Source organism: Mesorhizobium silamurunense (genome assembly GCF_014843905.1).
Lineage (GTDB): Bacteria > Pseudomonadota > Alphaproteobacteria > Rhizobiales > Rhizobiaceae > Mesorhizobium > Mesorhizobium silamurunense.
The window spans coordinates 31,960-45,565 of the sequence record NZ_LPVS01000013.1 but is presented as its reverse complement, the minus strand read 5'-3'; the positions used below and the strand labels follow the sequence as shown (position 1 = coordinate 45,565).

Annotated in this window: 10 protein-coding genes and 1 pseudogene; 3 read left to right on the top strand and 8 right to left on the bottom strand. The window is 59.0% G+C overall.

Annotated features, from left to right (window positions below):
• Window positions 1–828: 828 nt before the first annotated feature.
• From AU465_RS03365 to AU465_RS03355, 5 genes and pseudogenes are all read right to left on the bottom strand, one after another.
• Window positions 829–1,344 carry a DUF2285 domain-containing protein gene (locus tag AU465_RS03365; RefSeq protein ID WP_192244018.1) on the bottom strand — a complete coding sequence of 172 codons (516 nt, stop codon included), beginning with the start codon at window positions 1,342–1,344 and terminating at the stop codon, window positions 829–831.
• Between the two features lie 115 nt (window positions 1,345–1,459).
• Window positions 1,460–1,636: pseudogene (locus AU465_RS37645) on the bottom strand (transcriptional regulator domain-containing protein); the annotation flags it as partial.
• Between the two features lie 612 nt (window positions 1,637–2,248).
• Window positions 2,249–2,371 (bottom strand): hypothetical protein, encoded by a 123-nt coding sequence (locus AU465_RS37060; protein ID WP_281396668.1) that lies wholly within the window; start codon window positions 2,369–2,371, stop codon window positions 2,249–2,251.
• Window positions 2,372–2,681: 310 nt separating this feature from the next.
• Window positions 2,682–3,950, bottom strand: coding sequence for a CaiB/BaiF CoA transferase family protein (locus AU465_RS03360; RefSeq protein ID WP_192244016.1), 1,269 nt, complete (start codon window positions 3,948–3,950; stop codon window positions 2,682–2,684).
• Window positions 3,951–4,208: 258 nt separating this feature from the next.
• A complete protein-coding gene (locus AU465_RS03355) occupies window positions 4,209–5,339 on the bottom strand; it encodes a CaiB/BaiF CoA transferase family protein (protein WP_192244014.1) in 1,131 nt (376 codons plus the stop codon).
• Between the two features lie 934 nt (window positions 5,340–6,273).
• Between AU465_RS03355 and AU465_RS03350 the strand changes: the two genes are divergently transcribed.
• Together AU465_RS03350 and AU465_RS03345 are read left to right on the top strand one after the other, a co-directional pair.
• The gene (locus AU465_RS03350) at window positions 6,274–8,364 is read left to right on the top strand and encodes a prolyl oligopeptidase family serine peptidase (protein WP_192244011.1); all 2,091 of its coding nucleotides are present in this window, start codon (window positions 6,274–6,276) and stop codon (window positions 8,362–8,364) included.
• A 642-nt stretch (window positions 8,365–9,006) separates the two neighbouring features.
• Window positions 9,007–9,705: an OmpW/AlkL family protein gene (locus tag AU465_RS03345; protein ID WP_192244009.1), complete on the top strand. Its 699-nt coding sequence runs from the start codon at window positions 9,007–9,009 to the stop codon at window positions 9,703–9,705.
• 896 nt (window positions 9,706–10,601) lie between these two features.
• Here AU465_RS03345 and AU465_RS03340 read toward each other — a convergent pair.
• Window positions 10,602–10,835 (bottom strand): helix-turn-helix domain-containing protein, encoded by a 234-nt coding sequence (locus AU465_RS03340; RefSeq protein WP_192244007.1) that lies wholly within the window; start codon window positions 10,833–10,835, stop codon window positions 10,602–10,604.
• A 116-nt stretch (window positions 10,836–10,951) separates the two neighbouring features.
• On the opposite strand from AU465_RS03340, the gene AU465_RS03335 reads away from it, so the two are divergent.
• On the top strand, window positions 10,952–11,233 hold the full coding sequence (locus AU465_RS03335; RefSeq protein WP_192180339.1) for a hypothetical protein: 282 nt from the start codon (window positions 10,952–10,954) through the stop codon (window positions 11,231–11,233).
• Between the two features lie 922 nt (window positions 11,234–12,155).
• Here AU465_RS03335 and AU465_RS03330 read toward each other — a convergent pair.
• Together AU465_RS03330 and AU465_RS37640 are read right to left on the bottom strand one after the other, a co-directional pair.
• Window positions 12,156–12,893 carry a LuxR family transcriptional regulator gene (locus AU465_RS03330; RefSeq protein ID WP_192244005.1) on the bottom strand — a complete coding sequence of 246 codons (738 nt, stop codon included), beginning with the start codon at window positions 12,891–12,893 and terminating at the stop codon, window positions 12,156–12,158.
• Window positions 12,894–13,326: 433 nt separating this feature from the next.
• Window positions 13,327–13,566: a helix-turn-helix domain-containing protein gene (locus AU465_RS37640; protein WP_376774809.1), complete on the bottom strand. Its 240-nt coding sequence runs from the start codon at window positions 13,564–13,566 to the stop codon at window positions 13,327–13,329.
• Window positions 13,567–13,606: the final 40 nt, after the last annotated feature.

Sequence of the window (13,606 nt, the reverse complement as noted above, 5' to 3'; positions counted from 1 at the left end):
TCATTGCCGCCGTCAAACGTGGGCACCAAGTGTTAGATTCCATCCACTAGGCTAGACGCCGGCCAAACAAGGCTGTGTCGTCAAACCGCCAAAGCCGACACAGTTGTCGGATGTCGTATGCTGAGCGTGAACGCACCTACCGCTTGCGCACAGGAACGCTTCCTTCGCGCTCCTGCAAACGATTGGCTCGACTTGTACTGCCGTCCGCCAGGCAAGAGACGTGCCCGCCAAGGTTCATACGAGCTTCAAAGGCGACACCTGGAAGGATGTTATAAAGTGATGAACACCGCGGGTCTCAAATGGGCGAGTGCTGCGCATCACTTATTTATAAGCGGGCGTACCAGATCGATCTCGGCGCCCCTTCAAGAAATTCGTCGCGCATAGACGGTCCTTCATATTCGATTCGACGCAATCCTCTTCAGCCGGACATTGCGCCGCTTAGTTTCAAGTTCCGAACGCCAGTAGTCTGAAAAGGCATGCCCGGCAGGAGACTGAGCTCGCTGCCGGGCCGGGTACGCCTTGGGAGGTGGCGTAAGTCAGCGACTTCGGGGCGGTGGGGCCACTCAGTCCGAGCGTTTGCGGCAGCCAAGCATGTACCGTGCCAAGCAAAAAAGCATTAAAAGCAGCCGATGGGTCAGCTTCTTGTGCGTCGCGTACTCTACATTGTCGGCTATTGGACATGCCGAACGTACCTCTCGACAGACCGACGCTTGAACCAGAGCGCATCCGCAATGCGCTTCGCAGGCCTGTCGACCGCGCGAACTGGTGGTGACCGGGTATTAGCTCCGAAGTGTTCGCCGGTTGACCCTCAGTGCGGACTGTCACTTTTTAAAGAAGGAAATCTTTGTACCCTGCATTCATGAGCGCGCGGCCACGAGAGACGGCGCGGCGAATGCGGTCGCGCAGATGATCGCGAGGATCCCTCCAGTCGGCATGGACGCGCCGTTCACCAATCAGAGCTTCGGCGAGCTCGCGATGTGACGCCCCAGCAAGTGAGCCGTCGAGCGCACGAAGAACGAATGTCAAACGGGGACCGCGTTTTTCTGGCGGAAACAAGCGGGCAGGCAGCTGCTGCCCCAGACTTAGAGCATTGAGGCACTCGAGCGCCCTCAGGCGATGCTTCAAAAGCGTCGCGGGCCAGATCGCCTCGGTGCGGAGGCAAACAGGGTGCAAGATATCGGCGCCAGCGACGGCGAGCTGGAGCGTATGCTCCGCATTGCGAAGAAGAACATGCTGGCCCTTGTCGGGCGACAGCAGGACCGTCGCACGACATGGCAATGCCGAGAGCTCGAACGGCCATGTCGCCGATGATGCAGACAGTTGTTCTGCAATGATCGGCAGCACATGGACGCACCAGAGCGGACACCAGAATACGACCGAATTGCGCCCATAAGACTCTGCGAAACAGAACACCCCAGCGTGACAGGTCGCCGGCCGACGCGACCACGTCGAGCAAGGGTTGGTGAGACCAGCTATTGGCCTGCTGACGCGCTGCGATCAGATCACGCTGGAATGCTGGATTGCGGCGTAAGAACTCCCAGGCCCATTCGCGCGGCGTCAGACCAGTGGTGTAATCGTACGATCTTTCATCCCGCCAGTCAGCCTGATCAGCCCCAGTCACAAGAACTGTAGGCATGACTGTGCCGCCTGCCCCGAGGACGTCGAAACATCAAGCCACTTGGAGAGGCACAGGCGCTGAAAGCACGGGACGTCAATGGCGCCGTTTCGTCGAGCCGTGTGCCATTGGCACTGTCGAGGAAAGACGCACGCAAACAGCGACCAGACCGTTGAAACCGCGCAGCAACGGTCAGTGCGGTGTGAGCGGGTCAGAGGAATTGATTTCCTAGCGGCTATCGGCTCCTGCGCCCCGTTCCAGACGTCCCTTGAAGGCTCGATAGAGCGGACGATGGATTGCACGCCCTTCGTCGGCAAAGTTGTCGTAGCGAGCGCGATAGGGTGGGTCATTGAATGCCTCCTCGGGGGAATTCCCCGCTATTGGAGACGAACCTTCGCGCTATGGCATCCTGTGCAGTTGCACAGGTGAAGCCGACTTATCAGTGAACCGAAAAAACGAAACCGGCGAGAGGGGCAATGGCCTGTTTGGTGATGCTCGCCGAGCTTTCTCTGCGGCCGATATCGAGATCGAGCACGGCTGTGCGTTGCTTGAACCTAGGATGCAGCCGATTTCCCAGGCCGACTTGCCCCGCACTGCACATTGCAGGCAACGTGAGCGAGACACCAGGACCATTCACTGGCAGGAGAGCTTGCGGCAATCGGAAATATCAAAACAGGTTGCGAGGACCTGAAGACCTTGTTCGTAGCGGTCCGCGCCCGGAAACGCTCGAGTGCGCTCTTCGGCGGCAAAAGTCATGGCGGCAACCTGATGATCGGGATTCTCACACCACAGCAGGTGCCAAACTGCGCGCCTTTCTTGGAAAACCTTTTGCTGACGGGCGGATCTCCATGCGCATCATGGAAGCCGTACTTGTTAGAAATAAGCCTGTCCTCAGCCTGTGCTTGAGCCTTTCTGGCCTACGCCGACTATCCGGTCGAACTGTGGGCGGAAGGCATCCGGGAAAGGCGGATTTCTCGCGTGCACGCTGTGGCGGATCCTCGTGTCGTCGCTGTCATCCAGGATGGTATCGATTGTAAATGTGTTATTTGCATCTCGGTTCGAATCGCTATGTCCGATTCTCCGGTCTGCCGGGGACACGAACTGCGCCGCTAGCAATCAGCGCATCAATGCGGTCTTGATTGATCCCAGTCTCGCGCAGAACCTCCACTGAATGCTCGCCGAGATCGGGGGCAGGACGATCGAAAACGAGTGCAGAGCCTGAAAGCTTCAGCGGCTCCAGCGCGACGCGATAGCGGCCGCCGTAGCTGTGTTCGACGTCGCGGACCAGTTCGCTGGCCACATCAGGATCGGCCAGCGCCTGATCGATACTGCGTACAGGGGCCAGCAGGATACCGGTGGGTGCAAGGCGCGTAAGCGCATCATCGCTGGTCAGCTGACGCAGACGACCTGACAGGATACCGGCGATCTGGTCCCGGTTTGTCCAAGCCCCCTTCCCCTCCAGCAGCGGTATGATCTGCTTGCTGAGGTCCAACGCGGCGGCAAGATCGGGGAGGGATGCGGGGTAAGCCACCAGAGCAATCGCCCCGTCCAAGGTGGAATAGATGCCGTAAGGCGCTGGCTGGTGACTGTGGCTAATGCCATTTCGCCCTCGACTTGCCGGCTCCTGTGCGTTCAGCGCATAGCAAGACTCCGACGCCAGCAAGTGAAGCGCGCACGACATCATATCCACACGCACCCACTGACCAAGCCCTGTCTGATCGCGCTGGCGCAATGCCGCCTGAACGCCGATGACTGCTTGTGATGCCGTGTAGGTATCAACAACGTAGGCACCGGCAGGAACGGGCGGACCATCGGCTGCCCCACCCAGACTGGCGATGCCCGACAGGGCTTGGATAATCAGATCCAGCGCCGGCTTGTTTCGGCTTGGGCCGGCGGGATCATAAGCAGCTATCGAGCAATAGATCATTCCAGGGTGCTCCGCGAGAACGGCGGAACTGCCTATACCCATCCGCTCCAAGACTCCGGGTCGGAAATTTTCCAGAATGACATCCGCCTGGGAGATCATCTCGCGAATGACCGCTTGCCCCTCAGGCGTTTTCAGATCAATGGACAGTGAACGCTGGTTGCGATTCATGCCCAGGAAATAGGGACTGGGTGCGTCTGGGTCCGCCGTCGGCTCCTTGATCCATTTACGCTGATAATCGCCAGCCGGAGCCTCAATCTTGACGACTTCCGCCCCAAGCGAACCAAGATACTGCGCTGCGATTGGTCCTGCCGCATAGTGCGTGAATGCCAAGACGCGAATACCCTTCAGTGGACGCACGTGATCGTCCTCCTGCGGGCGGGCTTTCGCTCCTATAGAAGTATTCTGCATTTGAGTGCCTCCGTTGGTCGCCGTTTCCTTGCCGATTCATAGTTGCGGTTGTTCGCCGAGATGTGCTCACAGAAACCACCCCACTCGCGCTCCCCAGCCCAGACGGCAAACGCGGCGCACGCGTCAAGCGCCGGCGCGGCGCCCCATGATCGCCGCGATATGGACGACCGTGAATCAAATGCCTGTGGCCGAAATATCAGGGAACTGCTCAAGACGCGGGCACTCCGAGGAAAAGTGAGAGAAGTGTCCTGCGACTGATCAATTCGGGTGGTCGGGTCCGGTCCCGCTGGATTCGCAGCGGGACAAAAATTCCTGAGTGTGCTCGCCGAGCTCAGGCGCAGGAAGCCGAATTCCGGTTTTGTAACAGTCGAATTGCAGCGGCTGCTTCACGTGCCATTGGCCGCCGTCCTCTGGGCTAAGCCGGACAAATAGGTCTCGTGCGCGCAACTGCGGATCTGTTGCGACTTCATTCAGGTGAAGCACTTCGCCCCAAGGAATTTCGATACTACTGAAAATATCTGCCCACGCCTCTCGCGTTTCCTTGGCGATAGCGGCAGCAAGTTGCGCGCGATAGTCAGAAGCGTATTGCACCCGGTCCTGATGGCTTGCGGAGGCCAGTTGCGCCAGACCAGTCGCCCGGCACAAAGCCTGCCAGTAGTGATCTTCCTGCACGATGCTCAGCGTAATGAGCTTGTTATCTGCGCAAGCGAACGTCCCATTGGCGGGTTCGTCCGTGTATACCTCTGCCATTGGTCTTCCGTTTAGGCTCGCGTAGAGATACGGCGTCATCCATGACACCAGACTATCGGTCATAGCCAGATCGATGTAGCAGCCGTGTCCGGTTCGCTCCCGCGCCAGTAGAGCCGAAACGACACCCAGTGCTGCCAGGGTACCCGAGGCGAGATCGGCAAGGGGCAATTGAGACTGTGTCTGCGGGTGTCCGGTTCGACCCTGCTGAAATAGAACCCCGGCCAAGCCTTGGCAGGAGAGGTCGTGGGCTGGACGCCTGCGGTAAGGGCCATTCTGACCGAAGCCAGTCAATGAGAGATATATCAAACGGCGATTTACTGGACTGAGTTCCTCGTAACTCAATCCGAGTTTTTTCATCACGTCCGGCCTATAGCCTTCGATGAGAACGTCTGCAGTTTTACTCAACTCAAATAAGGATTCCTGACCGGCTTCTGACTTGAGATCGAGGACGACACTTCGCTTGTTGCGGCTCAACGAGGAAAAAAGGCTTTTGTGCTTTCGAGCCGGATCACCTCCGTTTGGCCTTTCGATAAGAGTGACATCCGCGCCTAGATCTGCAAGTAACAAGGTAGCATAAGGGCCAGGGTATTGTTCCGCCAGGCTGAGTATCTTCACTCCTTCGAGTGGTGATGCGGTCACTAGAACCTCCTGCCAATTTTTTACAAATGTTGAACACCGCGTTTGTGACGCACCGCTATTAGATGGAGGTTACCCTATTCAATGTTGCAACAGTGATAAGAGTTCGTTAAACATCGTAACTCTGCGATCAACAACGATTGTCTTCCGGGTATTCAGGTATGGAAGATCGATGGTGAGATCTTGTGCCTCCTAGGCACCTATGTGTTCGCCAGGGCTATTGCCATTACGGCTGGCCGACACGATCGCCAAGGCCAAAGCACTTCTTGGTCCCCGTCCCAATTCAACATGGGGCTCAAGGTGCTCGGTAAGCGCCCCGTAAAGGACGCGCAGGGCGGCGGCTCTACCGCTCTGCACGATGCCTAGGTGAGCCTGGCCAGCAAGAGCCATCGCAAGCTGCCCATTGCCCTTGCGCCGCCTCACCGTGCAGAGCCAGGGATCGATCGCGCCTCATGTCCATGATGTGCCTCGACACCCCTGCCCTGGCGGTGTGTAGATCATATGAGCAGCCGGTCTTCGTCACTCAGATCGTCCGCCAACTAATGGGTATCTGCCGATCGAAGCCGGATACGGGATGCCTGATGCAGCAGATGGTCCCAACCAACTTCGGTGTGAGCTTCACTGCTTGAGTTCTGCACGGTGACACCGAACTCGCGCCGGAGGTCGATTCTGTGACTACGGGTGCACTCCTTGTCGGATTCTCGACGATGTCGGACATATGACGCAACGCTGCGAGAGCGATCGCGTTGTTCCGAAACGGTTTTCCCAGTTGGCACGACAGATGCTGTTCTATGCCCAAAAGCACTGCGACGCCGCACCGACTGAGAAGGACCCAGCTGATGATCACGTTTTTGGAAGATGCGGGTGCCGCCGCAAACAATGAGCCTTCCCGAGCAGACCGAAGCCATCGTGCTTTCATTCCTCTGGCTGTCCAGACATGACTGAATTCGATTTCCGTCCAACACTGAATGCACCCGACGATGATCCCTATCTTTGGCTTGAAGATATAGAAGGCGAACGGGCACTTGAGTGGACCGCCAGCCAATCGGCCAGGACCCTGGGGCACTTCGGTGGACCCCAGTTCGACCGCGACCACGACGCCCTGACTGCGATTTTCGACCGTCCCGACAGGATTCCCCTGATCAGGCGCCGCGGTCAGTACCTCTACAATTTCTGGCAAGATGCCGGGAATCCGCGCGGACTATGGCGCCGGACCACCCTTGCCGTCTACATGAAGGCGGATCCCCAGTGGGAGGTACTGCTCGATCTGGACTTCCTCGCCGCGAGAGACGAAGAGGACTGGATCTGGGGCGGTGCGTCGATCGAACCGGAGAGACGGGAAAGAGCCGTTCTGCGCCTGTCGCGCGGCGGCAGCGACGCGGTCGTGCATCGCGAATTCGATTTGAACTCTCTGAGCTTTGTCGCCGACGGTTTCAATCTCCCGGAGGCCAAGGGCGACATTGATTGGCTCGACTCCAACACGCTTCTGCTTTCCAGTGCGCTTGGTGATGACATGGCCACCCGCTCCGGCTACGCGCGTACCGTGCGGTTGTGGAGGCGTGGCGTGGATGCGCTCACCGCACCGGTAATCTTCGAGACCGGTTCCGAATCCCTCGGCGTATCTGGTCATCTGGACCGCACCGCCGAGAATGAGCGCCTTTGGTTTATCGAAAAACCGGCCTTCTTCGAGGTGATAGGCCGAATCGGCGACAGGAGCGGGCCGAAGACGCAGATCGACCTTCCTCGGGACGCCCGGTGGGATGGATTCGGCGACTGGCTGGCGGTAAAGCCGCGCAAGCCCTGGACGGTGGGAGGGACGACCCATGCCGCCGACACGCTGATCGGCATCTCGCTGTCCTCCTTCATCGCCGGCGAGCGCAGTTTTGCCACCCTCTTTGAACCAGGCGACAGGCGCTCCCTGCAGTCGTTCTTCTGGAATGACGGGAAGCTCATTATCTCGTACCTCGTCAACCTCGTTCCGCGTTTCGAGATGTTCACCCCCGGCCGCCAGGAATGGACGCGCCGAGCGCTGGACACCGTGCCCGCCGAAGGGACTGTTCACCTCTGGTCGCTCGATGCGGGGGATCACGAGACGAATGGAGAGGTCCTCATTTCGGCTCAGGACCCAATCACGCCGCCGCAGCTTCTCCTGTTCGACCTCAATGCCGCCCCGCCTCTCGGCGCTCCAGTTATCCTGAAGCGCAACCCAGAGAATTTCGACGCATCCGGACTGGTGGTCACGCGCCACGAGGCGGTCTCGAGCGATGGTGAGATGATTCCCTATACGCAGGTCGGTCCGGCTGACGGGAACGGGCATGCCCCGGTTCACCTCACCGCCTACGGCGGATACGGCGTATCGCTCCTGCCCTCCTACAACTCCTCGCTCGGCAAGCTGTGGCTCGAACGCGGCGGCACGTGCGTAGTGGCGAACATCCGGGGCGGCGGCGAGTTCGGCACCCGTTGGCACGAGGCCGGGCGCAGGCAGGGCAAGCGCCTCACCCACGACGATTTCGCCGCCGTTGCCGCCGACCTGGTGCGACGGGGCATTACGCTGCCGAGGCGGATTGCCGCCGAGGGCGGCTCAAATGGGGGCCTGCTGATTGCCAACATGCTGACCCGCTATCCTGAGCACTTCGGCGCGCTGTTCTGCACAATTCCGGTTGTCGACATGCGCCGCTACACCAAGCTTTTGGCGGGCGCGAGCTGGATCGACGAATATGGCGATCCCGACAAGCCGGACGATTGGACTTTCCTGAAGGAAATCTCCGCCTATCATGCCGCGGCGCCGGGACAGCCCTATCCGCCTGTCCTGCTTGCCACCACGAAACGCGACGACCGCGTCCACCCGGGCCATGCGCGTAAGATGGCTGCAAAGCTGCAGGCCTTTGGATATCCCGCTTACTTCTACGAGCCCAGTGCGGGCGGGCACGGCTACGGCAAGGACAATCGCGAGCGGGCCGCATTCATTGCCTTGGGCACCAACTTCCTTCGCAGCGCGATCGGCTGGCAAGCCGAAAGCGCTCATTGACGACCGGGAGCGCGACAGGAGCAAAATAGGAATAAGTGAGTACAGATCGAATGGCCGAAACAATTGTACAAATAATGAGTGCCAAAGTTTATGTAAAGTTTGCGACGGCGCTCAGCCTATCCCACAAAATAGAGCAGACTATACCAAATGCAGCCTATCATGTCTGAAAAGCAAGGAGACAATACCATGGCAACAAAGCAAACGAACGTGGCGCGGGGAGTAGCAGCGGCCATCGTCCTGGTGCTGATGGGGCAGCAGGCCGTCGCGGCGGAGCTTGCACGAGCCCTGTACGTCCCTCCACCTCCCCTGCGCGACCCTCCGCCTCACCCGCGCGTCCCTTCGCCTCCCCCGTGCCTCCCGACTCCTTCAATCTGGATCATGGCAGAACCAAGCCCTTGCCATATCACAATCGCGAGCGGGCGGCATTCATTGCCCTGGGCAACAATTTCCTTCGAGCGCGATCAGTTGGCAATCCGATAGCGTAGATGGGGCGAGACGCACAAAAGCAAGGTCTCAATAAGTACGCCAATAAGTGCGAGAGTGGCGCAAATAATGCGTGCCTGCTCTCTGTCGATATCAATAAATGCAGAAGGACTATTCACATTGCAGTCTATCATTTCTGAAGAACAAGGAGACAATATAATGGCAACAAAGCGAACGAACGTGGCGCGGGGAGTAACAGCGGCCGTCGTACTGTTGCTGATAGGGCAGCAGGCCGTCGCGGCGGACCTTCCAGAAGAAGTCCCGTGTGACCCGGAGGAGGTTGCCTCGGTCACGGAATGGCCGAGCCCCTGGCAAATCCGCCTGCGTGGGTTGGGGGTCATCACGCAGGATTCGGGCTACGTTGATACGGTGCCTGGCTCCGGTCTTTCCTATTCGAACACCGTGACGCCGGAACTCGATATCTCGTATTTCTTCAGCAACAACGTCGCCGCCGAGCTTATCCTCGGCACCACCTATGCCAACATAGCAGGCGAAGGCGCGATCGGCGGGCTGGGGAATATCGGCAAGGTTTGGCTGCTGCCGCCAACGCTCACATTGCAATATCATTTTACCGATTTCGGCGCCTTCAAGCCGTATGTCGGCGCCGGCGTGAACTACACGGTCTTCTATAACCAGAATACCGGCAGTGCCGATGCTCTCAAGGTTAAGAACACGTTTGGTACCGCGCTGCAGGTCGGGTTCGACTACATGGTGGACCAGCACTGGGGCGTCAACTTCGACGTGAAGAAGCTTTTCTTGAAGCCAGACTTCGACGTCACCGTGGCCAGCGCGCAGCTGACGGGGAAGGCGAAGCTAGATCCCTGGCTGATAGGCGCAGGTGTCACCTACCGATTCTGATAGCGAACGGCGAAGGCGGCTTGCTGATAGCCGATCTGAAATGAAGGGCGCCTTGTGCGCCCTTTTTGCGGTCGTCCCTGCACGGGCGACACTTGGCGGCGCCCTCTTCCAGCGGACCAAAAGGGGGCTCCGGGTCAACGCGGACCTCGACTAACGCCTGAAATGGAAGTGCTTAGACGCGCTTTGGATCAGGATGGCTTTTGCTATTGTTGATGGAATGCTGCAACCAGGCTCTTTGCCGGCATCGGTCTCCCCGAGGTCATGTCTGAGCTTATGCGCCTGCGGCACTCCTCGACGCCGATAAGATGCGTTGTTCAGCCATGCTGTGACAGCTGGCTGATCTTTTGCTGCAGCAGCGGGGCTGGCGCCCGGAAGCATTCCTCGGCAGCCCAAGGCCGGCCGTTGTCCTGCCCCTCGCTTGACCCATGGCACGGTGCCGCGCTCCAGCTCGACAATGATGCGGTCTGTGATCTCCTGATTGAGGCTGGCGCCCGAGCGCCCGCCCCTGCCTGCACCAGCCACTCCGCCGGCGAAACGCTTGCTATTGCACGCATCGTTTTGTCCTCCGCTCGCCAATCGCGGCTTTCCGCGGAAGCGGGGTGGGCGGCGAGTCGCGACCGGAAGGGCCCGCCGTCGAAGGCGGACCGCATCCGAAGGACCGGAACGAAGAGAAGGACCCGAAGCGCAAGCGAAGGGTTGCGGGGCGCCGCGGCGGGCCTAGAAGGGCGAGCCGCCCACCCTGCGCCGCCGGGAAAAAGCCCAACAGAAAAGAATTGCGGGGGCCTGACGACCCATGCCAGGGGGCGGAGCCGAATGGCCGAGACCGCCTGAGCTTGCCGAAAAGCGGGCTCAGTTCACGAGCACCCGGCGCGAGCCGCTAGGCGCGCGGGCGCCCGCTACGTCCGCAGGCTGGACAGAAGCTCGCACGGATCAGCGTCAAGCACCGCAGTTACGTCGAGAAACTCAATGATATCGAGACGCCGCTCTCCACCCTCGTACTTGGCCACGAAGGATTGCGGGCGACCAAGCTTGTCAGCCACCTGCGCCTGGGTCAGGCCTTTGGCCTTGCGCAGCGATATCAGCTGGGCCAGAAACCGCTGGTGGCGGGGCGATCGAAGAGATTTGGGCATGTAGGCGAACCGGTCAGGTAAAGACCGGCTCAGCGACTAATCCCGGTTTCGGATTATCCCATTTTGGGATATTGTGCGTTGCATCCGGCGCTCAACAGGCGAGGTTCACAGCAGACATGAATCGATTAACGGGAACAGATGGGACTCAAAGCTCAACGCTTCGCGACGAGGTCCCCTGGTCCGAAAGCCTCACGCCGTACGACAAAGAGCATTTCACGATCTATATGCGGCTACTGGACGCATCAGCTGACGACGCCAGCGAAGAGGAAATGGCGCATCTGATCCTCGGCATTGATCCGGCAAAGGAACCGGAGCGCGCCCGAAAGGCTCTCCGCAGTCATCTCGACCGTGTGAACTGGATTGTGACCACCGGCTACAAGGAATTGTTCGGCAACTGACGAATTGCGCAGTGCGCGCTTTTCAAAAACGAACTCCCTGCCCCGCCATTCATGAGCGCCGCGGCCAGTGGCGCGGTGGACGGATGCGGCCAAGCAGATGGTCGCGAGGATTTTTGAGTCGACCTGGACCCGCGGTTTGCCAATCAGCGCTTCGGCAAGTTTCCCGGTGCGAAGCCTCCGCAGGCGAACCGTCGACAGCCTGGAAGACGAAGCGGAGATGGCGGCCACCCGCTTACGGTTGAAAACAGGGTCTTTGGCGAGCGTCCGTCCGCACTTAGACTGCTGAGACATTCGAGTGCCATAGACGTGTTTCAACTGCCCAGTGGGGCCAGATCGCGTCGATGTGGAGCTGGACCGACAGCAAAAAGCCAGCGCCCGCACGACAGGCTGGACGTCCTAGTCAGTAAGTATGGGCATTCGGCTTGAACACCAGCATACCGCTGCATCACGCCTCAAAGAGTTGCGACGAACGTCCCAACACGCCAAGCTGACGCGCGGCACAATGATATCGAGCAATTTCCGGCATTCCCGCCATGCGGCCCCAAGTTCTGCCGGAATGCGGATTGCGCAGCCAGAACTCCCAGGCCCAGTCTCACCGGGCCAGATGGGCGGTGTAGTTATATGACTCTTCATCCCACCAATCCGGCTTGTCGGCTGCATTCCCAATTCATGAGCTAAGCCCGCACAGAGCACAGAGGCGTCGGTCAGGCATCACGCGGCCATCGGGTCGAAATAACAATAATGCGGCTTCTACGCCATTTCGTCCCGCACGTCCCCAGTCGAGCCAGCCCTTGGAAACTCGGTATCGCACACGCCCATTGGAGAATGCGCCAGCCGAAACAGCCTGTGTACGGGCATAGGCTGAACCAAAGGACGAATTTCAGTTTCTTAGAGAATTGGCCAAAGGACGAATTTCAGTTTCTTAGAGAATTGAAGACCGTGAGGAGGCCAGCAGCGATATGGCCTGGTTTTGCGTGCGCACGCCAAGCTTCTTCTTGGCATTGTCCAGATGGAAAGCGGCGGTGCGCGGCTTGAGGCCCAAGATGCAGCCGATGTCCGAGGCGGACTTGCCGCGCGCGGCCCATTGCAGGCACTCATATTCGCGGGGTGTCAGCAAAACGCCGTCGACCATTCGATTGCCCGAGAGTTTACGGCGAACATGAATGTGAAAGTACGTCGCCATGAGTTGGAGCGCCTGCTCATACTGCTTGGCAACACGCAGGAACGCGGAATTGGGCTCATCCGCGGCAAAGGTCATCGCTGCAACACAGCCCCTGCGATCGACAATCGGGATCGTCAATCCACGGCAGATGCCGAACTCTGCCGCTTCAGCGAACAGCCTTTGCTGAACCTGCGATATCTCAGCGCCACGAAGATCCGGTTCCCATAGAAAAGGACATCCGCCACACCGCGCACGCAAGACGATTGGATCGAGGTTCTGATACCGGTTTTGCAGATAGTGCGCGGTCCAGGGAGGCGGATAATTCGAGATCAGCTTGGGCTCGCCGGAAGGTTGCAGTGGCAAGGACAGATAGGCAAACGTAAGTAGATCAAGTCTTGTGGCCACGCTGGCCATTGCTTCCCGGAAATCTGTCTGATCGACACTCTCCGACAGCTGTTCCAGGAATGTCTCGAAGATACCTGGCAGGCCCCTCGTCATTGTCCTGACTCAATCGCTCCATCTGTCTGCTGCGCGCCACCCGGCCTGTAGATCAATCGTAAGCTGGCCCGCACAAACGTGGCCGGGCTTTGTCCGAGATGCTGCAGCATCCTCCCAGCGCAATAATGCAGACACGGCTTTCTTGGGATGAAATGAAATCATCGCCGCCCCTGCATCATACAATCGTGAGAAGTCATCCTGCGCCACCATGGTCGGCGGCATCGAAAGGCGTCATCAATCCAATGATTGCCGCGTCAACGTCGGTCGGGACAAAGAAGAGGACAACTGATAGGCGCTCATCTTCGCCGCTTTGAGCGCTATGATCCGGAACGTATCGTTGCGCCGCTTTCTGTTTATTGGTGGGCAGATCGACTCCGAATATTGGCATGGATAGAGGTGCCGCTGTTCTCCGCTAAATTCAAGTACCAAGCTATCAGCTTAACCCGAGCCCAACCCAAGCCGGCACTATCGCTCGACACTGCTGCGGCGACATTCCATTAAAGGCTCTGAAGCACTTTGCGAAGTGCGAAGCAGACATGAACCCGCAGGCCTTGGCAACGTCGATAATGGGCATCCGCGTGCCTTCGATCAGGCGCTTCGCATGGTCTGTGCGAATCCGGAGATAGTGACGCACCGGCGGAAGTCCGATATGGGAAGCGAACAAGCGTTCCAGCTGGCTGCGCCGCGGACTCTTTGCCGTCGATGATCTGAGC